Source organism: Thalassovita mangrovi, assembly GCF_009857745.1.
GTDB lineage: Bacteria > Pseudomonadota > Alphaproteobacteria > Rhodobacterales > Rhodobacteraceae > Thalassobius > Thalassobius mangrovi.
Genome location: NZ_WWEN01000005.1, coordinates 142,140 through 161,460, shown reverse-complemented (window position 1 = coordinate 161,460; position 19,321 = coordinate 142,140). Strand labels below are relative to the sequence as shown.

Annotated in this window: 20 protein-coding genes; 11 read left to right on the top strand and 9 right to left on the bottom strand. The window is 63.7% G+C overall.

From position 1 onward, the window contains the following. Window positions 1-7: 7 nt before the first annotated feature. Complete coding sequence (locus GR167_RS13040) at window positions 8-1,036, bottom strand: BMP family lipoprotein (protein ID WP_160974077.1); 1,029 nt, start codon at window positions 1,034-1,036, stop codon at window positions 8-10. A 504-nt stretch (window positions 1,037-1,540) separates the two neighbouring features. On the opposite strand from GR167_RS13040, the gene GR167_RS13035 reads away from it, so the two are divergent. The 11 genes from GR167_RS13035 to GR167_RS12985 all read left to right on the top strand — a co-directional run bounded on the left by GR167_RS13035 (window position 1,541) and on the right by GR167_RS12985 (window position 10,536). Continuing rightward, on the top strand, window positions 1,541-3,595 hold the full coding sequence (locus tag GR167_RS13035) for a TonB-dependent receptor domain-containing protein (protein ID WP_160974076.1): 2,055 nt from the start codon (window positions 1,541-1,543) through the stop codon (window positions 3,593-3,595). 63 nt (window positions 3,596-3,658) lie between these two features. Further along, window positions 3,659-4,711: a hemin-degrading factor gene (locus tag GR167_RS13030; protein ID WP_160974074.1), complete on the top strand. Its 1,053-nt coding sequence runs from the start codon at window positions 3,659-3,661 to the stop codon at window positions 4,709-4,711. Continuing rightward, window positions 4,708-5,565, top strand: a complete 858-nt coding sequence (locus GR167_RS13025; protein ID WP_160974072.1) for a heme/hemin ABC transporter substrate-binding protein — start codon at window positions 4,708-4,710, stop codon at window positions 5,563-5,565. The genes GR167_RS13030 and GR167_RS13025 overlap by 4 nt, the downstream gene beginning before the upstream one ends. Window positions 5,566-5,567: 2 nt before the next feature. Next, a complete protein-coding gene (locus tag GR167_RS13020) occupies window positions 5,568-6,653 on the top strand; it encodes a FecCD family ABC transporter permease (RefSeq protein ID WP_160974070.1) in 1,086 nt (361 codons plus the stop codon). Between the two features lie 4 nt (window positions 6,654-6,657). Beyond that, the gene (locus GR167_RS13015; protein WP_160974069.1) at window positions 6,658-7,452 is read left to right on the top strand and encodes a heme ABC transporter ATP-binding protein; all 795 of its coding nucleotides are present in this window, start codon (window positions 6,658-6,660) and stop codon (window positions 7,450-7,452) included. 41 nt (window positions 7,453-7,493) lie between these two features. Then, complete coding sequence (locus GR167_RS13010; protein ID WP_160974068.1) at window positions 7,494-7,886, top strand: hypothetical protein; 393 nt, start codon at window positions 7,494-7,496, stop codon at window positions 7,884-7,886. Continuing rightward, window positions 7,883-8,524, top strand: a complete 642-nt coding sequence (locus tag GR167_RS13005) for a MotA/TolQ/ExbB proton channel family protein (RefSeq protein WP_160974067.1) — start codon at window positions 7,883-7,885, stop codon at window positions 8,522-8,524. Before GR167_RS13010 ends, GR167_RS13005 begins: the two co-directional genes overlap by 4 nt. A gap of 28 nt (window positions 8,525-8,552) precedes the next feature. After that, window positions 8,553-8,897, top strand: coding sequence for a biopolymer transporter ExbD (locus GR167_RS13000; RefSeq protein ID WP_160974066.1), 345 nt, complete (start codon window positions 8,553-8,555; stop codon window positions 8,895-8,897). Window position 8,898: 1 nt separating this feature from the next. Beyond that, window positions 8,899-9,291, top strand: a complete 393-nt coding sequence (locus GR167_RS12995; protein ID WP_160974065.1) for an ExbD/TolR family protein — start codon at window positions 8,899-8,901, stop codon at window positions 9,289-9,291. Beyond that, window positions 9,288-10,148 (top strand): energy transducer TonB family protein, encoded by an 861-nt coding sequence (locus tag GR167_RS12990; RefSeq protein WP_160974064.1) that lies wholly within the window; start codon window positions 9,288-9,290, stop codon window positions 10,146-10,148. Before GR167_RS12995 ends, GR167_RS12990 begins: the two co-directional genes overlap by 4 nt. Before the next feature lie 103 nt (window positions 10,149-10,251). Further along, a complete protein-coding gene (locus GR167_RS12985) occupies window positions 10,252-10,536 on the top strand; it encodes a DUF2218 domain-containing protein (RefSeq protein ID WP_160974063.1) in 285 nt (94 codons plus the stop codon). A gap of 51 nt (window positions 10,537-10,587) precedes the next feature. Here the strand turns inward: GR167_RS12985 and GR167_RS12980 are convergent, their stop codons facing one another. The 8 genes from GR167_RS12980 to dctP all read right to left on the bottom strand — a co-directional run bounded on the left by GR167_RS12980 (window position 10,588) and on the right by dctP (window position 19,205). Next, window positions 10,588-13,071 (bottom strand): EAL domain-containing protein, encoded by a 2,484-nt coding sequence (locus tag GR167_RS12980; RefSeq protein ID WP_160974062.1) that lies wholly within the window; start codon window positions 13,069-13,071, stop codon window positions 10,588-10,590. Continuing rightward, the gene (locus tag GR167_RS12975; protein ID WP_160974061.1) at window positions 13,068-13,406 is read right to left on the bottom strand and encodes a DUF7793 family protein; all 339 of its coding nucleotides are present in this window, start codon (window positions 13,404-13,406) and stop codon (window positions 13,068-13,070) included. Before GR167_RS12975 ends, GR167_RS12980 begins: the two co-directional genes overlap by 4 nt. A 269-nt stretch (window positions 13,407-13,675) precedes the next feature. Next, entirely contained in the window at window positions 13,676-14,059 is a 384-nt protein-coding gene (locus GR167_RS12970) for a DUF7793 family protein (protein ID WP_160974060.1), read from the bottom strand. Window positions 14,060-14,246: 187 nt separating this feature from the next. After that, the gene (locus tag GR167_RS12965; protein ID WP_160974059.1) at window positions 14,247-14,630 is read right to left on the bottom strand and encodes a DUF7793 family protein; all 384 of its coding nucleotides are present in this window, start codon (window positions 14,628-14,630) and stop codon (window positions 14,247-14,249) included. Between the two features lie 206 nt (window positions 14,631-14,836). Then, the gene (locus tag GR167_RS12960) at window positions 14,837-15,223 is read right to left on the bottom strand and encodes a DUF7793 family protein (protein ID WP_160974058.1); all 387 of its coding nucleotides are present in this window, start codon (window positions 15,221-15,223) and stop codon (window positions 14,837-14,839) included. Between the two features lie 203 nt (window positions 15,224-15,426). After that, the gene (locus GR167_RS12955) at window positions 15,427-16,785 is read right to left on the bottom strand and encodes a TRAP transporter large permease (protein ID WP_160974057.1); all 1,359 of its coding nucleotides are present in this window, start codon (window positions 16,783-16,785) and stop codon (window positions 15,427-15,429) included. Window positions 16,786-16,788: 3 nt separating this feature from the next. Further along, on the bottom strand, window positions 16,789-18,021 hold the full coding sequence (locus GR167_RS12950; protein WP_160974055.1) for a TRAP transporter small permease subunit: 1,233 nt from the start codon (window positions 18,019-18,021) through the stop codon (window positions 16,789-16,791). An 83-nt stretch (window positions 18,022-18,104) separates the two neighbouring features. Then, the gene (gene dctP, locus GR167_RS12945; RefSeq protein ID WP_160974053.1) at window positions 18,105-19,205 is read right to left on the bottom strand and encodes a TRAP transporter substrate-binding protein DctP; all 1,101 of its coding nucleotides are present in this window, start codon (window positions 19,203-19,205) and stop codon (window positions 18,105-18,107) included. Between the last annotated feature and the right edge of the window lie 116 nt (window positions 19,206-19,321).

Below are 19,321 nucleotides of genomic sequence, written 5' to 3'. Positions count from 1 at the left end.
CATGGCCTCAGCCGCCGACCTTGATCGAGCCGTCGATGATACCCTGCCGGATCGTTTCGACTTCCGCCTTCAGATCGTCGGGGATCATGGCTTCCATGTCATGATAGGGGGCAAGGCCGACACCGCCGTTTTCCAGCGTACCGACGATCAGCCCGCCTTCGAAATTACCGTTCATGGTCGTTTCGATCACCTGGTACACGGTCGAATCCATCCGCTTCATGATCGAGGTGAGATAGACGTGCTTCTTTTCGGGGTCGGTGAAGAACAGGTCGGCGTCGACGCCGACGATCTTCAGCGCCTCGGTGCCCAGTTCGTCCGCCAGGGCGGCGGAGCCAAGGCCGACCGGACCGGCCACCGGCAGCACGATGTCGGCGCCTTCGTCATAGAGGTTCTGCGCAAAGGCCCGGCCGTCGTCGAGCGATTCGAAGTTGTTGGTGAACAGCCCTTCGCGACTTTCCGGGTTCCAGCCCAGCACCTTAACGCTGGTGCCTTTCTGCGCGTTGTAATAGCCGACCCCGGCCGCGAAACCGTCCATGAAAATGGTTACCGGCGGGATGTTGATGCCGCCGAAGGTGCCGACGATTCCGGTCTTGCTCATCCCGGCCGACAGATACCCGGCAAGGAAGGCCGCCTGGTCGGTTGCATAGACCTGGCCCAGAACATTCGGGATCGTAGGGTCATAGGCGAAGTCGACGATCGAGAATTTCTGTTCCGGGTTCGCCTTGGCCGCGTTGGCAGTGGCGTCGCCCAGCAGGAAGCCGATGGTGAAGATCACGTCGCACTGGCCGCCCAGCAGCGAATTCACGTTCGCCTCATAATCGGTTTCGGCCTGGGATTCGAGATAACGGCCCTCGACGCCCAGCTTTTCCTGTGCGTCCAGCACTCCCTTCCATGCGGTTTGGTTGAAGCTGTTATCGTCGATCCCGCCGGTATCGGTGACCTGGCAAGCCGTGAAGGCCGACGCGGTGGTGACCGTAGCGAGCAGCAGCGCCGAGGCGGCCATGCCGCGCAGGAAATGTCCTTTGAAAGAGTTCATTGTACTTCTCTCCCTGTTGAAAAAGCGGGCGGGGCTGGCGCCCCGCGATTTGGCAAATCGGGATTTCTCCCACGGAATTGGCAACTTGGTCGCGATTAAAAAGTTGTCTGCTTTATCTGTAAGTCAAATAAACGCGGTTGTATTGATTCAAGTCAACTCCCCTGTCTTCGGTTGCGAAGTATCGAACGGCCTTCCGCGACGGCAGGTTCGCGGCGGCCTGCCGGAGGGGCCACAGCCCCGCTTCGGCCCGTCCTGGAGGTGCGCGACAGGCGCCGCCGAGTGGTCCCAGAATCGCGAAATGCCCCGGGGCAGAGACGAAAATTTCACCGTACTCTGGATGGAAAAGCGCATTTCGGCGCCCCCATAAGTCGAATTTATTCCCGGATGCGAATATTTTCCGATACAAAGTTGACAAAAAAACTCGGCTTATGATACCAGCGCCCCGAAAGCTACCCAGACCTCAAGGCAGCTAGATGTATTTCCTAGCAAGAGGTCTGAGACTAGATGTCTTCTCGCACAATCATGGTCGCGGCACTGGCCGCGATGGCAGCGCAGCCGTTGAGCGCGCAGGAACTGGATTCGGGATTCGAGGGTGAACTGATCGGCACCGTCACCATCGGCGAAAGCCGCCGGGGCGTCCGTACCGATACCGCCAGCTCGATCACCACGGTGGAACAGGAAGAACTGGACGAACGGCAGGCGACCACGCTGGGCGAACTGGTCGATACGGTGCCGTCGGTCAGCCTGGTCAACGGCAACACCCCGCAGGGGGCGGCGATTTCGATCCGCGGCCTGGGGGCGCAATCGGGGGTCTACGGCACCGACGGCAAGGTCGCCATCGTGGTGGATGGCGTGACCGGCGGCGCCGAAGAGGTTTATCGCAGCGGCTCGACCCTGTCGATGGAACCGGAGCTGTTCAAGCAGGTCACCGTGCAGCGCGGCCCGGCGCAATCCTTCCAGTACAGTTCGGGCGCCATGGGCGGCACGCTGGAACTGGTCACCAAGGACGGGCGCGATTTCCTGGAAGACGGCGACACGTTCTCCTATCGGCAGAAGCTGTCTTATGAAAGCAACGGCGACGGGGTGCTGGCGACCTCGATCTTCGCCTGGGCGCCGGATGAGCGCTTCGACGTGCTGGCCTTTGCCGGGTATCGCGACAAGGGTGACATGGTGGATGGCGACGGCAACACGTTGGAGGCCACCGCCTTTGAGAAGCCCTCGGCGATGCTCAAGGCGAATTACCACCTGAGCGACGGCAGCACGCTGACCTTTTCGTCCATGTATGACGAAATCCCGCAGAACGACGTGCCCTATAACGTCTTCCTGCCCAGCTGGTCGGATATCCTGGTCGACCGCTATATCAAGCAGGCCACCACCTATGCCGCCTATCGCTACAATCCGGTCGGCAACGACCTGATCAATCTCGAAGCGCGGCTGAGCTTCCGCAAGGAGGCCGAGCGGATCACCACGTCGGAAGCGACCGATTCGGATATCTACAACACCGATCACGACACCCGCACCGTGGCGCTGCGGGTCGAGAATGAATCGCTGTTTTCCACCGGCACCGTGTCCCACAGGCTCAACGCCGGGGTCGAGCTGAGCAAGCGCACCCGCTCGACCGAGGAACTGGCGGGCACCTATGCCGGGTTCAACGCGCGCTCGGCGCCGGGCGGCACCGATGAATCGATTTCGGTCTATATCGCCGACCGGATGGAATTCGGGAACCGCTTCACCCTGACCCCGCAGCTGCGTTTCGAAAAACAGACCCTGACCTCGGAAGGCAACGATTACGCCTACAGCTCGCGCGGAACCACCGTGGCGGCCCTTCCCGACGGCACCAGCTATGAAACCCAGGCGCTGACCGGCGCGCTGTCGGCGCGCTATGAGCTGAGCGAGAGTTTCGCGGTCTTCGGCACCGCCGCCTATAACGAAAACCTGCCCTTCATCGACGATCTGCGCGATGCCGACCGGATGGCGTCGACGGAAAAGGGCGAAACCTATGAACTGGGCCTGTCCTATGATTCCACCGGCCTGTTCAGCGGCGACGACCGGATGCGGTTCAAGCTGACCGGGTTCAAGACCCATATCTGGGACGGGTTCAGCTATAGCGGCATCGACGAGGTGGACCTGGAAGGAATCGAGCTGGAGGCGAGCTATGTGCATTCTGCCTTCTATGCCGACCTGAACGCATCGCGCATCCGCGGCACGATCAACGGCACCAGCGATTATTTCAACTACGTGCCCGCCGACAGCGTGCAGCTGACACTGGGCAAGCGGTTCCTGGACGATCAGCTGGACCTGGCGATCGAGGCGAAACACGCCTTCGCGCAGAACCGCACCAGCCACACCAACCCGGATTACTATCCCGGCACCGTGGCCTCGGACGACTATACGCTGTTCAACCTGACCGCGGCCTATGTGCCCAACAGCGGATTGTTCCGCGACGTGGAATTCCGCGCCTCGGTCGAAAACCTGACCGACGAAACCTATCGCGCCTACCTGTCCACCCGCAACGGCGCGGGCCGGACCTTCAAATTCAGCATCGCCAAAACCTTCTGAGCCCGCTGCATCCGCGCGGTCCGACCCGGGCCGCGCGGTCTTCAACTTGAAAAGGAACATGACATGACCCAAGCCCCCACCGCCGCAGAAATCCGCCAGGCCCGTCTCGACAATCCCAAGACTCGCGACCGCGACCTTGCCGATCAGCTGGGCATTTCCGAAGCCGAACTGGTCGCCGCCCATGTCGGCCACACCGCCACCCGGATCGACCCGCATCCCGATCAGCTGATGTCGCAAGTGTCCAGGTTGGGCGAGGTGATGGCGCTGACCCGCAACGTATCGGCGGTGCATGAACGCAAGGGCACCTACGGCGAATACCGCGCCGGGCTGCATGCCTCGATGGTGCTGGGCAAGGAAATCGATCTGCGGATTTTCCCGAAATACTGGGTGCACGGATTTGCCATCGAGGAACAGACCGAAAAGGGCCTGCGCCGCACCCTGCAGGTGTTCGATGCCGCCGGCGACGCGGTGCACAAGATTTATATGCGCGACGGGTCGAACCACGACGCCTGGGATGAAGTCGTGGCGGAACTGAAGCTCGATGACCAGTCCGAAACGATTTCGGTCGACCCCCGCCAGCCCACCGAGGCCGCCAGGGAGAACCCCGAAAAGCGCGACGTCCTGTTGGCCGAATGGGCGAAGATGACCGACACCCACCAATTCAACCGTTTGGCCGCCAAGCTGGGCATGAACCGTCTGGGCGCCTACCGGATGGTCAGCGGCGAACGCTGGGTGCGGCCGCTGGAAACCGGCGCGGTGGAAACGTTCCTCAACGCTGTCAGCGCCGCGAAACAGCCCGTGGTGCTGTTCGTGGGCAACAAGGGCAACATCCAGATTCACTGGGGCACGCTGGACAATATCAAGCCGATGGGCCCGTGGCTGAACGTGCTGGACGAACGGTTCAACCTGCATCTGCGCGGCGATCGCGTGGCCGAGGTTTACGCCATCGAAAAACCGACCAAGCGCGGCCCGGCCGTTTCGGTCGAACTGTTCGATGCCGAGGGAGGCCTGATCTGTCAGATCTTCGGCCAGCGCGCCGATGAAGACGACGATCTGGCGGTCTGGCACGGGCTGGTCGCCGACCTGCCGACCCTGCAAGAACAGGTCCCGGCATGATCCGCCGCCTGTTCATTGCGCTTTGCGCCGTGCTGCTGCCCTTCGGGGCGGCGGCCGAAAGCTACCCGGCGGCCAGGCGGATCGTGTCGGTGGGCGGCGCGGTGACCGAAACCGTCTACCTGCTGGGTCAGCAGCACCGGCTGATCGCGCGCGACACCACCTCGGTCTTCCCGCCCGAGGCGCAGGCGCTGCCCGATGTCGGTTACATGCGGCGGCTGTCGGCCGAGGGCGTTTTGTCGGTCGATCCCGACCTGATCATCGCGCGGGACACCTCGGGCCCGGTCGAGGTGATCGACCTGCTGCGCGAGGCGTCGATCCCGGTGGTGTTCACCCATGACAGTTTCAGCGCCGAGGCGGTGGTGGACAATATCCGCGTCGTGGGCCGGGCGCTTGGCACGCCCGAGCGGGCCGAGGAATTGGCGCGCGGGATCGAGGCCGATCTGGCCGCGCTGCAGCGCGACATCGGGCAACTGTCCGAACGCAAGCGGGTGATGTTCGTGCTGTCGGCGGAAAACGGTAAGCTGAACGTCGCCGGGGACGATACGGGGGCGGATGGTATGATCCGGCTGGCCGGGGCGGTCAACGTGATGGCGGGCCAGTATAGCGGGTACAAGACGGTGACCGACGAGGCGATCATCAAATCCGCGCCCGAGGTGGTCATCATGATGACCGGCCGGGGCGAACATGATGGCCGCAAGGATGAAATCCTGTCGCTGCCCGCGGTGGCGCTGACACCGGCGGCGCAGGATGGCGGTTTCGTGCTGCTGGACGGATCGGCGCTTGGCTTCGGCCCGCGCACGGCTGAAGCGGCGCGCGACCTGCATGCGCGGATTTACGGACAATCGGAGCACTGACCATGGTTGCGCTGCCGCAGACCTCCCCCATTGCCGAGGCCCCTTCGGGGGACCGTCAGGGCCGCGCACGGCAGATCCGCGCGCTGCTGCTTCTGGGGCTCGGGCTGGCGGCGCTGCTGAGCCTTGGCTGGGGCGCGGCGGATGACACGCGGGTGATCGGCGCGATCCTGTCGGGGTTCGGGCTGGAGACTGGCGTGCCGGTCCGCGACACGATCATCGTCTGGGATATCCGCATGCCGCGGATGCTGACCGGCGTGGTGGTGGGCGCGTCGCTGGCGGTGTCGGGGGTGTTGCTGCAGGGGCTGTTTCGCAACCCGCTGGCCGATCCCGGCCTTGTCGGCGTCAGCGCCGGGGCGGGGTTCGGCGCGGTGATGGCCATCGTGCTGGGCGGGCTGCTGCCGCTGGCGCTTCAGGCCCGGCTGGGCCTTTCCCTGGTGCCGGTCGCGGCCTTCCTTGGCGGCTGGGCGTCGACGCTGGTGCTGTACCGGATCGCCACGCGGCACGGGCGTACCTCGGTCGCGACCATGCTGCTGGCCGGGATCGCGCTGGCGGCGCTGACCGGGGCCTTGACCGGGCTGGTGGTCTATTACGCCACTGATGACCAACTGCGCGACCTGACCTTCTGGGGCATGGGATCGCTCGCCGGGGCCAGCTGGTCCAAGCTGCTGGCGGCGGGGCCGATCATGGTGCTGGCGCTGCTGGCCAGCCCGTTCCTGGCGCGGGGCCTTAACGGTCTGGCCCTGGGCGAGGCGGCGGCGATGCATCTGGGCTTCGACGTGCAGCGGGTGAAGAACTTCGCCATCCTCAGCGTCGCGGCCAGTGTCGGCGCGGCGGTGGCGATCACCGGCGGCATCGGTTTTGTCGGCATCGTGGTGCCGCATCTTCTGCGCCTGATCCAGGGCCCGGATCACCGCAGCCTTCTGCCCAACGCGGCACTGCTGGGGGCCATCGTCCTGCTGCTGGCCGATCTGGTGTCGCGGGTGGTGATCGCCCCGGCGGAACTGCCCATCGGGATCGTGACCGCGATGCTGGGCGGGCCGTTCTTCCTGTGGATCCTGCTGCGCAACCGTAACCTGGTGGAGGTGTAAGGCCATGCTTAACGCCGGTGATATCAACGTGAAACTGGGCGGTACGACCATCCTGCAGGGGGTCGATTTCCACGCCCGACCGGGCGAGCTGACCTCGATCGTCGGCCCGAACGGATCGGGCAAGACCACGCTTCTGCGCGCCATGACGGGCGAGGTTCCCTTCACCGGTGAGGTGGAGTTGAACGATCGCAACATCCGATCGATGAAACCGCATGAACTGGCCGCGATCCGGGGGGTGCTGCCGCAGGCGACCGCGCTGGCCTTTCCCTTTACCGTGATCGAGGTGGTGCGGCTGGGCCTTGAGGCGGGGATTTCCGCCGGGCGCGAAACTCTGCCCGCGATGGCGCTGGAACGGGTCGGGCTGGCCGGGTACGAGGGCCGGTTCTATCAGGACCTGTCGGGCGGCGAAAAGCAGCGGGTGCAGCTGGCCCGGGTGCTGGCGCAGATCTGGGAACCGGTGCTGGACGGCGCGCCGCGCTGGCTGTTCCTGGACGAACCGGTTTCGGCGCTCGATATCGGTCATCAGCTGACCGTGATGCAGCTGGCGCGCGATTACGCCGATGCCGGCGGCGGCGTGGTGGCGGTGATGCACGATCTGAACCTGACCGCGATGTTTTCCGACCGGGTGACGCTGATGACCGGCGGCCAGGTCGCCGCCAGCGGATCGGCCGAAGCGGTGCTGCGCGACGACCACCTGTCGCGCGCCTATGGCGTGTCGGTGCATACCAGCGTGCCGCCGCCCTTGGGCGGCATCTACATCCTGCCCCAGGCTGCGACCAGTCCCGGCCTGAAATCCTGACCCGTTTCCCGCCCTTTCGCCTTTCACCCGAAGGAGACCCCATGAAACACCGTATCATCCCGACACTGCTGATGACGCTGGCGCCGGTGGCGGCGCTGGCGAACAGCCCGAAAATCGAACTGAACAAGGCCGAACAGGCTGACAGCGCCTGCCGCCTGACCTTCACCGCCGCCTCTGCCGACAGCGTCAAAAGCCTGGTTCTGGAAACCGTGCTGATCGACACGGCGGGCGAGGTGCAGCTGCTGACCCTGTTCGATTTCCAATCGCTGCCCGGTGGCAAGACGCGGGTGCGCCAGTTCGATCTGCCCCACACCCAATGCGCCGCGATCGGCCAGATCCTGTTCAACGGCATTCATGCCTGCCGTCTGGATTCCGGCGCGGAATGCGCCGTGCCGGTCTATGGCAGCCGCAACGGGATCGAGGTGAGCGGATGATCGGGCAGGCCGTGACGGCAATCGCCGCGCTGGTCGATCTGGGCGGGCCGGTGGTGGCGATCCTTCTGTGTGCGTCGGTGCTGGCGGTCGCGCTGTCGATCTACAAGCTCTGGACCTTTCAGGCCGAAGGGGTCTGGCGCAGCGCCGCGTTGCAGGGGTTGGGCGGGGATGCGCTGGCCGCCAAACGCGGTTTCCTGGCCGCGACCCTGCATGCCTGTATCCGGGCGCGCGACGCCGGTGTTGCCGCCGACGATCTGCGCGAACGGGCGATCCCACGGCTGGAAACCGGGTTCGGCAGGCTGTCGGCGGGGCTGCGGCTGCTGGACCTGATCGCGCAGGTGGCGCCGCTCTTGGGCCTGTTCGGCACCGTTCTGGGCATGATCAGCGCCTTCCGCGCGCTGCAGGAAAGCGGCGCCTCGGCCGACCCGACGATCCTGGCGGGCGGCATCTGGGTGGCGCTGGTCACCACGGCGGCGGGGCTGGTGGTGGCGATGCCCGCGTCGATGGCGCTGAGCTGGTTCGACAGCAAGATCGAGGCGCATCGCCGGATCGCCGACGAATTGCTGGAAGAGGTGCTGAACCCGGGCCTGCTGGATCACGGGGCCGATGCGTCTGAGCGGGTGCCCCATGCGGCATAGGATGCGCCCCGCCCGCCGCAGGTTGTCGATGACGTCGCTGATCGACGTCATCTTCCTGCTGCTGCTGTTCTTCATGCTCAGTTCGACCTTTTCCCGTTTCGGCCAGATCGAATTGTCGCTGGGCGGCGGCGGGTCTTCCCCGGCGGAGGGGCAAGACCGTTTCGTGCTGTTGCGGCTGAACCAGGCGGGGCTCAGCATCAACGGGCAGGCGACCGGGATGGAAGACGCGCGCGACCGGATCGCGGCCTTGCAGGGGGATGCCCCCGCGCATCTGGTGCTGAGCGTGGGGCAAGACGCCGGGGCGCAGGCGCTGGCCGATACCTTGCTGGCGCTGCGCGGGCTTGCGCAAACCAAGCTGACGGTGGTGAACTGACATGCGGCGGCGTCCGATCCCGGCCCGGCCCCGGCCCGAACCGACGGTCGCGCTGATTAATATCGTGTTCCTGATGCTGGTGTTTTTCCTGGTCGCGGCGCAGCTGTCGCGGCCGCTGGAACCGGACCTGCGGCTTGTTGAAACCGCTGACCCGTCCCTGGTGCCGCCGCCCGATGCGGTGGTTCTTTATCCCGATGGCCGGGCGCGGTTTCGCGGCGAAACGGCGGTGCCAGAACAGGTGATCGCGGCGCTGCAATCGGACGGGTTGCCGCCCATCGCGAAGATCCTGCCGGATCGGGCGGCCCCGGCCCGCGCGGTGATCGAGCTGGCGCAGGCGCTGCGCGCGGCGGGGGCGGAAAAGGTGATGATCATGACACGGCAGGCGCTGAAATGACCGGGCGGGGATGGATCGGCTGGGGGCTTGCCGGTGTGGTGTCGCTGGGGCTGCACGGGGTGGTGGCGGCGATGACGCAGAGCGTGGCGCCGGAACCGGTGATGGATGGCGGCGCGCTCGCGGGTGAGGTCGCGCTTGGCTCTAGCTTCGCCGATCTGGTGCAGGGAAGCAGCACGCCTGTGAAACCGCAACCGGCGCAGTGGGCCGAGCCGGTGCAGGCGGCGCAGGTCAAGCCGCTTGCCCCGCCGGAGACGTTGAAGACGCCGGTGCCCGCCGCGAAACCGCCGCTGCAGGCGATGGCGACCACGCCCTTGGCCGCTGCCGCGACCGTCGCCCCCGTGACGCAGGCCAGGACCGTCACGGCGGTCAAACCGATTGAGCCAGTGCCCGAGACCGCGAAGGCCGCTCCGCCGCCAACGCCGAAAACCCTGACCGCCCGCGACGCGCTGCCGAAGAAACCCGCGCCGAAACCCGCCGCTAAGGGCAATGCCAAGGTCAATTCCAAGAGCGGCGCCAGCGATGGCAAGACCAGCGGCAAGCTGGCCGAGAAATCCAGCAACAAGGCCGAAACCAAGGCCAGTCAGGCGGGCGACGGCGCCGTGCGCAGCTATCAGCGCAGCGTGTTGCGCAAGATCGCCCGGGTGCCCAAGCGCCGGGCCGGGGGGCGGGGCAAGGCGTTGGTGGGGATGGTGATCGCCCCCGGCGGGTCGATCGCGTCGCTGCGGGTCGTTCGGTCGTCGGGCGATGGCGCGATCGACCGGATGGCGCTGGACACCGTGCGGCGCGCCGGGCCGTTTGGTCCGACGCCGGATTCCCGGCAGATCAAGCTGGTGGTGGAGCTGAAAAGCGAGGGCTAGGCTGAGGCGCAGCTGCCCCGGTTCCGCAGGGGAGGGAAGAAAAAACTTGAAATTGGCGTCATTCCGATTAATTGACTGAAATAATCAGGAATGGAGCGACCCCATGCATGTCATCACCGGCACCTTTGCCACGCCGAACGGATCGAAATACCTGCAGCAGCTGTGCAAGCATTTCGGCCACAAGATCGAGGTGGAGTTCACCGAAACCGACGGGACCTGCGCCTTCGACATGGGCAAGGCCATCATGCATGCCGATGCAAGCGGTCTGTCGGTCCGGTTCGAACTGGACGGGCCGGAACATGTCGACCGGGCGCATCACGTGATCGACAAGCACCTTGAACGCTTTGCCTTTCGTGAGGAATTCACCGGGATGACCTGGGACAACTGATCCTGGCCATAACGGTCAAAAGGCGGGGCATCCCGGGGTGTAATACCCGGATCACGATACGGGGATGACCCTGCCGTCCGGCAGCACAAGCCCGCCCTTGCGGAACTGTTCGGTCAGGGCCGACACGGGCTGTGGTTTGCCGAAAAGGAAGCCCTGGAACAGGAAACATCCCTTGTCCTGCAGGAAATCGCGCTGTTCCTCGCTTTCCACGCCCTCGGCGATGACCTGATAGCCCAGTTCCTGGCCCAGGCTGATGATCGCCCGGACGATCGAGGCGTCGCCGGGATCGGCCATCATGTCCGACACGAAGCCCTGCGCGACCTTGATTTTCTTGACCGCCAGCTTTTTCAGATATTGCAGGGAAGAATAGCCCGTCCCGAAATCGTCGATCGAGAAACCGATGCCCTTCGCGGTCAGCCTTTCGACCAGCCTGGCCACCGTTTCGGGGCGTCCGGCAACCGAGCGTTCGGTGATTTCCAGTTCCAGGCATCGCGGCGGCAGCCCCGTGTCTGAAAGCGCGGCGAGGATATTGGCCTCGAATTCCGCGGTCTTGAATTGCAGCGGTGACAGGTTGACGCCGACAGTGGCGGAACCCAGGAACCCCTGCGCGCGCCAGGCGCTCATCTGCTGGCAGGCCTGACGCAGCACCCATGCCTCGATCTCCAGCACGAAACCGCTGGTTTCGGCGACCGGAATGAAACTGCCGGGGCTGAGCAGGCCGCGGGTGGGATGGTTCCAGCGCAACAGCGCCTCCAGCCCGACCAGGCGCGGGGTGCGGGTGTCGATCTGCGGCTGGTAATACAGCTCGAACTGGGCCTCGGCGAAGGCTTCGTGCATCTCCTCGATCAGGGTGACGCGCTGGCGCACCTCGGCTTCGACCTGTTCGTCGTGGAACCGGTATCGGTGCCGCCCGTCCGCCTTGGCCCGGTACAGCGCCGTGTCGGCCTGGCTGAACAGGCGGGTGGGCTGGGTCTGGCACGGATCGCACAGCGCGATGCCGATGCTGGTTTCGGTGTGAATCCGGTGGCCGCCGATATCGAAGGGTTTCGATATCAGGTCGATCAGCCGCTGCGCCAGAATGGCGGCATCGTTCGAATCCGTCAGGTTCATCTGCAGGACGGCGAATTCATCGCCGCCCAGCCGCGCCACGATATCGCTTTCGCGCGTCGCCGAGGCCAGCCGTTCGCCCACCAGCGCCAGCAGGGCGTCGCCGACCGGGTGGCCCAGCGTGTCGTTGACATCCTTGAAGTGATCGAGGTCCAGTAGCAGCAGGGCGCAATGTTCGGAATAGCGGTTCGCGCGCTCGGCCGCAGAACGCAGCTGTTCCTTGAACTGCGACCGGTTGGGAAGCCCGGTGAGTTCGTCGAAATTGGCCATCCTTTCGGTGCGCTTTTCGGATTTCCTGCGGGCCTCTTCGTTCTGGTTGGCTTCGGCGATTTCGGCAATGGCGGATATGAACGGGGTCAGCCGGTCGATCAGCGCGCCGTCATAGCCGCCGGCCCGGTTGGCCACGCCGATCGATCCGATGGTTTCTTCGCCGCGCTTCAGCGGGATGCCCAGGAAGCAATCGATCGCCGGGCAGCAGTCGGGAAACCCCGCGATGGGCGGATAGTCGTCGGGATCGTTGGCGATCACGACATCGCCGCTGACGAAGGACAGCGTGTTCAGCCCGCTGAAATCATAGACCCGGAACTGGGCGGTGTCGCGTTTCTTCCAGGCTTTCCTCAGCTTGGGGGTCAGCGCGTTATCCGATACGGCCAGGGTCCGCAGATAAGACCTGCCCTGTTCGTCGATCCGGTTATCCTGCAGGAAGCCGTATTCGCTGCCGGTCAGCTTGACCAATTCGACAAGAACGATTTCAAACGCGTTCCGCGGGTCTTCGCCGCCGATGAATCTGGTCAGCGTGTTGTCGATCACCCGCAGAATTTCGCGTTCCTCGGCGACGGATTGTTCCATCGCCTTGCGTTCGGTGATGTCGCGCACGATGCAGATCGCGTACCACCTGTTGTTCAGCAACATGGAGGAGACCGACATTTCGACGGGGATTTCGCCCTGGTGCTTGCTGCGCGCGCGGGCTTCGAAAACCGTGCCGACCCGCGTCCCCTGGCCGGTGGCGCGAAATGAATCCCAGTCCAGCCGGTAGCTGTCGCGGTGTTCGTCGGGGGCAAGCAGATCGAGAATGTCGCGCCCGATGACTTCCTCGGGGCTGAAGCCGTAAATCTTTTCGGCGGCGGGATTCCACATGGTGACCTTGCCGCCGCCATCGAGCAGGATGATCGCATCCAGCGCCGTGTCGGTGATGGCCCGGAATTTCTGTTCGCTTTCGGTAAGCGACTTGAGCGCGCTTTCGCGTTCGTTGAGGGAACTTTCCAGTTCCTCCGCCAGCATGTTCAATCCGACGGCGAGCGCATCCATCGTCGTTCCGGCTTCGGACGGGGGAAGCCGGGCCTGGAAATCGCCCGAGGCCAGCTGCAGGATCAGGTCCAGAAGCCGGTCCAGGTTTTCATGGAACAATTTGGGGGACTGTTCGCTCAATCTATGAAGTCCTTCAGCCACTTTACTGCTTCTTGTTCCGAGGTGAACAGCCTCAACGGATAAGAGGGTTTGTTGAGGCCCAGGAAAAAGCTGCCGATCACCTTGCTGATCGGCGATCCGATCAGCAGCGCAACGGCAAAGGCCGGTCCGTCGTTGTAAATACGTCGGGCGTCCCGGTTGATGTCGCGCAGTCCCCGCATGTCGATCAGCAGGAGCTGCTTGGCGCTGCCGGCGAGCTGGGAGGCCCCGGTAACGCATTGTTGTGCCGCGGCGGCGTTCACTGTCGCCCCGGGCGAGACACGGAACCGGATGATGCCGTCCTCCCCCATGGTCATTGGGCCGGCCTGCGTCTGGTATAGGGCTGCTGCCATATGGGCCTTTCGTTGCGGGCATCGGCGGGGTTTCCCGGGTCGACACCGATTCATTTGCGGCCAGTGTGACGCCAGTCGCTCAACAAGTGGTAAAAACGCGCATGGCTTTTCCCGGCCAGACCCCGAAAATGGGCGCGTGCCGAGACGGATTTTGGCCGCGCGGGCGGCAAGGCCGTCGGGGCGGAGAAGCCAGGCAGGTTCGTCGTGAAACGCCCTTGGGGGATGCGGCTGCGCTACAGGTATTGTTTCAGCCATTCGACCGCCTCCGTTTCCGAGGTGAAAAGCTTGATCGGGTGGTGCGGCCTGTTGATGCCGATATAGAAACTGCCGATGACTTTGCTGACAGGCGTCGAAACAACCAGCGCTGAAGCTGCAACAGGAATGGTGAGCGACAGGTCGCTGTAAAAGCGCCGCACCTCCTGCGGTTCCCCGCGCGTTGCTGTGATGTAGATCAGCACGGGGCATTTTTTGCCGCGGCATAATTTTTCGAAAGCCCGCGCATTTTCCTGCGCCGTGGCAAGTGTGTCGACCACGTCGGGAGGCGAAGAGACCCGAACGATGCCGTCCTCCGTAAGCGTCAAGACCGCTGTCTTGGTTGTGATGCGTTTTTCCTTCATTCGCTTATCGCTGAACGTGCCTCGATGATGTGTGCCGAACCCTTCCCCGACCGCGCGCGGCCATCTTGACCCGGATCACTCAACAAGAGGTAAAGAGCCGCGATTTATCGGCGCCAGCCCCGGGCGCAGTGTGCCGGGTGGCAAACATGTTCCTGCATGCCGCGTAGGCGTTGCGCGCGATGGCGGCCTACTGCCGGTATTGCCGCAGCCATGCGACCGCCTCGGGTTCCGAAGAGAACAGCCGCAACAGGTGGCGCGGCTTGTTCAGGCTGACGAAGAAACGGCCCACGACCTTGGTGACCGGCGTGGTGACAAGCATTGCCTCTGCAGAGATGTTCCGGCTCATCGCTTCGCCGCTATATTGCAGCCGGGCGTCATGCGTCGCGCCCTGCGATCCGGCCATATCGATCAGCAACGGGCGTTTCTTGCCGCCGCAAATTTCGGTCAGCGCGGCTATGTTTTCCCGCGCCGAGTCGCAGTCTTCCGTTGTGTTGGGGCGCATTCGGACCCGGACAATCCCGTCATCGCCCAACGTGGTGCGCGCGGTTTTCGTGTCTATGGTCTTTTTCACTTATCTTGTCTCCGGGCCGACGCGGTTGTTGTTTGCCGGACCGTGTTGCGGGCCAGATTGGCGCATTCTGGCGACGATCCTTCAACAACAGGTAAAGAGCCGTGATTTATCCGCGCCGGTCACACGGGCTTTGGATCAAGTTGGGCGGCGGGATTGGCCGGAAACATGTTCAGGATTGGCGTGCGGCCGTTTTGCCGCCTGATCGCCTAGGGCAGGTATTGCCGCAGCCATTCGATCGCCTCGGTTTCCGAGGTGAACAGCCGCAGAATGCGGCGCGGCTGGTTCAGCTTCAGGAAGAAGCTTGCCATCACCTTGGTCACCGGAGAAGTCACGATCATCGCGGTGGCGATGGCGTGGCGGCTGACATCGTCGCCGCTGTAGAGCCGGCGCGCTTCCTGCGACGCGCCCAGGGTGTCGCTCAGGTCGATCAACACCGGAAGCTTTTTCCCCGCGCATATTTCGAGGTAAGCGGCGATGTTTTCCCGCGCCGTTTCAAGGGTTTCCCGGGTGCCCGGAAACATGTGTACCCGGACGATGCCGTCGTCGCCCAGCAGGGTGCGCGCGGTCTTCGTATCGATGACCTTTCCCGCCATTTTCTGCCTCCGCTCCGTCTTTGCCGCTGCGGTCCCGTTCCGGTGACGCGGGGGGCAGTCTGGCGATGATCCTTCAATAATAAGTAAAAAATACAAGTTTTCCCGCCATCCGCTACCGGGCCGCCACCGGCCGGGTAAAAGAAAAGGGCCCGGGATGAACCGGGCCCTTTCGGATCGTATCATGTGCTCAGGCGTCGCCGCGATCAGCCGCCATATACCAGCCGTGGCAGCCAGGTGATGATCTGCGGGAACAGCATGCACAGCACCAGCCCGGTGATCTGCAGGAACAGGAAGGGCAGGGCCGATTTGAAGATGTCGCTCATCGGGATTTCCGACGGCGCCACGCCGCGCAGATAGAACAGCGCATAGCCAAACGGCGGCGACAGGAAGCTCATCTGCATGTTCACCAGGTAGAGCACGCCGAACCACAGCACCAGGTCGGCCTCCGATCCCAGCCCGAAGGCCTGGGCGCCAAGCGCACGGATGATCGGCACGAAGATCGGCACCGCCAGCAGCAGGATGCCCACCCAGTCCAGGAACATGCCCAGGATGATCAGGATCACCTGCATCAGGATCAGGATGCCCCAGGGGCCAAGCCCCATCCCGGTCATCGTCTGTTCGACGAATTGCTGACCGCCTTCGAGCACGTAGAGGCCCACGAAGATGGTGGCGCCGAACATGATCCAGATCACCATGGCGCTGGCCTTCAGCGTGGTCAGGCAGGCTTCGCGGATGGTCTGCCAGCTGAGCTTGCGATGGATCGCGGCCACCACGAAGGCGCCGAAGGTGCCGATGCCGGCGGCTTCCACCGGGGTTGCGACGCCGGTGAAGATCACGCCCAGAACCACGATGATCAGGGTGATCGGCGCCGCCATGTTGCCCAGCAGGCGCAGCTTTTCGCGGGTGTCGATGCGTTCCTCGACCGGGATCGGCGGGCCTTTCTTCGGGTCGATGTAGCACATGGTGGTGACGTAGAGGATATACATCCCCGACAGCATCAGACCGGGCAGAACCGCGCCGATGAACAGCTCGCCCACCGATTGTTCGGCGACAACGGCATAGATGATCGCCAGGATCGACGGCGGGATCAGGATGCCCAGCGTACCGCCGGCCATGATCGATCCCATCGCGATCTTCGGGTCGTAATTCCGCTGCAGCATGGCGGGCAGGGCGATGATGCCCATGGTCACCACTGCTGCGCCGATCACGCCGACCATCGCAGCGAGGATCGTCGAGGCGATGATCGTCGCCGCCGCAAGGCCGCCTTTGACGCCGCCCATCAGCTTGTAGATCACGTCGAACATCTCGTTGATGATCCCCGCCCTTTCCAGCATCGCCGCCAGGAAGATGAACAGCGGGATCGCCGAGAGCTGGTAATCGGTCATCAGCGGGAAGATCCGCGAAGGCACGATGTTGAGGGTCTGCGCATCGCCCAGGATGAACAGGAACACACAGGCCAGCCCCCCGGTCACGAAGGCCAACGGCAGGCCCGCCATCAGCAGCACCATCAGGCTGCCGAACATGAGGGCCGTCAGCCAGCCAATTTCCATTTCAATTCCCATGGATTAAGCTCCCTGAAGGCTGTTGCGGACGGCGTTGAGGTCGGAGGCCAGCTTGGCGATCCCTTGCAGGATCAGCAGCACGGCCCCCACGACGATGGCCCATTTGAACGGCCAATAGGCGATCTGCCATTCCGAGAAGGACACTTCGTTCACCGCTGTGGCGTCCATTGCGAAGATCCATCCGGTGGCCAGAAGAGTGCCCGCGAAGATGAAGAAGAAGATCGAGGTGAACAGGTCCACCACCGCTTTGCGCAGCGGCGACCAGTCGGCATAGAACACGTCGACCTTCACATGCGCGTCGGTCAGCGCGGCATAGGCGCCGGCGACCAGGTATTGCATGCCGAACATCAGGTACATGCCTTCATGCACCCAGATGGTGGGCGAGTTGAAGACATAGCGCGCCACCACTTCGTAGTAGTAAGCGATCACCGCGATCACCATCCAGTAGCTGACGAATTCCCCGGCATAGAAGGACATCCGGTCGATCACGCCGGTCCAGCCGGTGCCGATATGTTTCATGTCGCTTTGGACATCCTCGGCCTCGAGCTGTTCCAGACGTTCCTCGGCTTCGTGTTCGAGGGCGGATTCCTCTTCGGGTTCCTGCGCGGCGCGCGCTTCGGCGCGGCTGACCAGGCGGGGCAGCAGCACCGCATCGACCAGCATGAAGGCGCAGATGACCATGAAGGCGTAGAAGGCCATGTTGGCCCATTGGGCGCGGTCGGCCTTGGCGGCGGCCAGCGCCGGTTCGCCCGCCGTCTTGTCGGCGCGGGCCTTTTCGATCCGGGCGCTGTCGTCGGTCAGGGTCTGTTCGGCCTTCTCAAGCGTCCGTTGGGCGCGCTTCTGGGCGAATGTGCCTTCTTCGGCGGCGGCCAGATCGGCGCGCAATTGTTCGATCTTGCCGTCGGCCGCGGCGATTTTCGGTTCCAGCCGGTCGATGACACGCTGGGCGCTGCTGACCACGTTGGCGGCCTGCGATTCCGCTTCGCGGGCGTCCTGCCCCTGCGCGTTGGCGAAGAGGATGAAGAAGAAGACCGGCAGGTACAAAAGGCCCCACAGGTTACGCAGATACAGGCGGTGGAGGCCAAGAATGCCCCCCGAAATCAGGATCATATAGGCGATGGGGCTCGAATATCCGCTGGTCTGCGTTCGCCGCGCCATGATCATGGCGATCAGCGGAAAGACGATCAGCGTACCCCAGTAGACCCAGTGGGGCAGGATGAAGTTTATGCTCGGCATGGGTGGTTCCGTTCGGTCTGTCGGATGAACTGCGCCCCCGAGGATGAACCGGGGGCGCGACGGGTTTCAGGTTGTGATCCGCATCACAGATCCAAGGTCTGGCCTTCGATCATTTCCGGTGTCACGTAACCCAGCGAACCGGACATCATGTAGTCGAGCTGCGTCTTGAACACGCGTGCTGCGTCCTTGTCGCGGTTGGCGTATTTGAACCAGATCGGCACGGCCATTTCGGTCATGATCTCGACATCGGTCTGGCTGAGGCGGGTGACCTCGGTGCCGTCGGCCTCGAACTTCTTCCAGGCTTCCTGGTCGGCTTTCTGGATCGCCGCGTGATGCGCGTCGGAATAGCTGTGCGTTTCCATTTCGACGAACTGCTTCATCTGCGGGCTGAGCGCGTTCCACGATTTCATGCCCACGGTCAGGTCCATGATATCGACCGGTTGATACAGCGACATGAAGCCCGGAGGGCCCATCGAGATGTAGTTGGTCACCTGGCTGAAGCCGAGCGCGTAGTTCACCGCCGGGCCCACGTAGTCGGCCACGTCGATGGTGCCCTTTTCCAGCGCCGGGAAGATTTCCGAGCCGGGCAGCAGGGTGGTCTTGGCGCCCAGTTCCGAGAACAGTTCCGCGACCATGCCGCCGGGCAGGCGCATCTTGCGGCCGGCGAAATCGTCGACCGAACGGATCGGCACTTTCGAGTGGATGATGTTCGGGCCGTGGTGGATCGGGCCGACGAAATACATGTTCTGCTTGGCATAAAGCTCGCGCGCATGTTCCAGGCCGCCCAGACCGTAGTAGTAGACGTCGAATTCATGCGGGTTGCGCAGGCCCAGCGGGTAGCTGGTCAGGAACATGGCGGCGGGGATGATGCCCTGGGCGTAGATGGTGAACGGGTTCACCGCGTCCAGAACGCCGTTCTTCACCGCGTCGTACAGTTGGAAATCGCCGACGACATCCTTGGCGCCGAACGGTTCAAAGGCAAGTTCGCCGCCGGTTTTTTCGACGATCGATGCGGCCCATTCCTTGAAGATTTGCAGGCCGATACCGCCCGGCCAGGACGTTTGGATTTTCCAGGTCGTGGTCTGGCCCGCTGCGGTGGCAAGCGACGGCGCCGCCAGGCTGGCCGCGCCCGCGGTCGCCAGTCCGCCGAGCGCGGCACGGCGGGAAATTGGTTTGCTGGTCATAAGGGTTCCTCCTCCCATTGGCTGTGCTCCGGTCAAAACATCTGCCGTCTTGGGCCGGTCCACAGTGCCCTCATGTTACGAAAAAGTGAAAATTGGTAAAGTCCTTTTTCCAATTT

Coding starts and splice junctions, on each gene's coding strand:
- GR167_RS13040 (WP_160974077.1), bottom strand. CDS start 1,036: ATGAACTCTTTCAAAGGACATTTCCTGCGCGGCATGGCCGCCTCGGCG.
- GR167_RS13035 (WP_160974076.1), top strand. CDS start 1,541: ATGTCTTCTCGCACAATCATGGTCGCGGCACTGGCCGCGATGGCAGCG.
- GR167_RS13030 (WP_160974074.1), top strand. CDS start 3,659: ATGACCCAAGCCCCCACCGCCGCAGAAATCCGCCAGGCCCGTCTCGAC.
- GR167_RS13025 (WP_160974072.1), top strand. CDS start 4,708: ATGATCCGCCGCCTGTTCATTGCGCTTTGCGCCGTGCTGCTGCCCTTC.
- GR167_RS13020 (WP_160974070.1), top strand. CDS start 5,568: ATGGTTGCGCTGCCGCAGACCTCCCCCATTGCCGAGGCCCCTTCGGGG.
- GR167_RS13015 (WP_160974069.1), top strand. CDS start 6,658: ATGCTTAACGCCGGTGATATCAACGTGAAACTGGGCGGTACGACCATC.
- GR167_RS13010 (WP_160974068.1), top strand. CDS start 7,494: ATGAAACACCGTATCATCCCGACACTGCTGATGACGCTGGCGCCGGTG.
- GR167_RS13005 (WP_160974067.1), top strand. CDS start 7,883: ATGATCGGGCAGGCCGTGACGGCAATCGCCGCGCTGGTCGATCTGGGC.
- GR167_RS13000 (WP_160974066.1), top strand. CDS start 8,553: ATGACGTCGCTGATCGACGTCATCTTCCTGCTGCTGCTGTTCTTCATG.
- GR167_RS12995 (WP_160974065.1), top strand. CDS start 8,899: ATGCGGCGGCGTCCGATCCCGGCCCGGCCCCGGCCCGAACCGACGGTC.
- GR167_RS12990 (WP_160974064.1), top strand. CDS start 9,288: ATGACCGGGCGGGGATGGATCGGCTGGGGGCTTGCCGGTGTGGTGTCG.
- GR167_RS12985 (WP_160974063.1), top strand. CDS start 10,252: ATGCATGTCATCACCGGCACCTTTGCCACGCCGAACGGATCGAAATAC.
- GR167_RS12975 (WP_160974061.1), bottom strand. CDS start 13,406: ATGACCATGGGGGAGGACGGCATCATCCGGTTCCGTGTCTCGCCCGGG.
- GR167_RS12970 (WP_160974060.1), bottom strand. CDS start 14,059: ATGAAGGAAAAACGCATCACAACCAAGACAGCGGTCTTGACGCTTACG.
- GR167_RS12960 (WP_160974058.1), bottom strand. CDS start 15,223: ATGGCGGGAAAGGTCATCGATACGAAGACCGCGCGCACCCTGCTGGGC.
- GR167_RS12955 (WP_160974057.1), bottom strand. CDS start 16,785: ATGGGAATTGAAATGGAAATTGGCTGGCTGACGGCCCTCATGTTCGGC.
- GR167_RS12950 (WP_160974055.1), bottom strand. CDS start 18,021: ATGCCGAGCATAAACTTCATCCTGCCCCACTGGGTCTACTGGGGTACG.
- dctP (WP_160974053.1), bottom strand. CDS start 19,205: ATGACCAGCAAACCAATTTCCCGCCGTGCCGCGCTCGGCGGACTGGCG.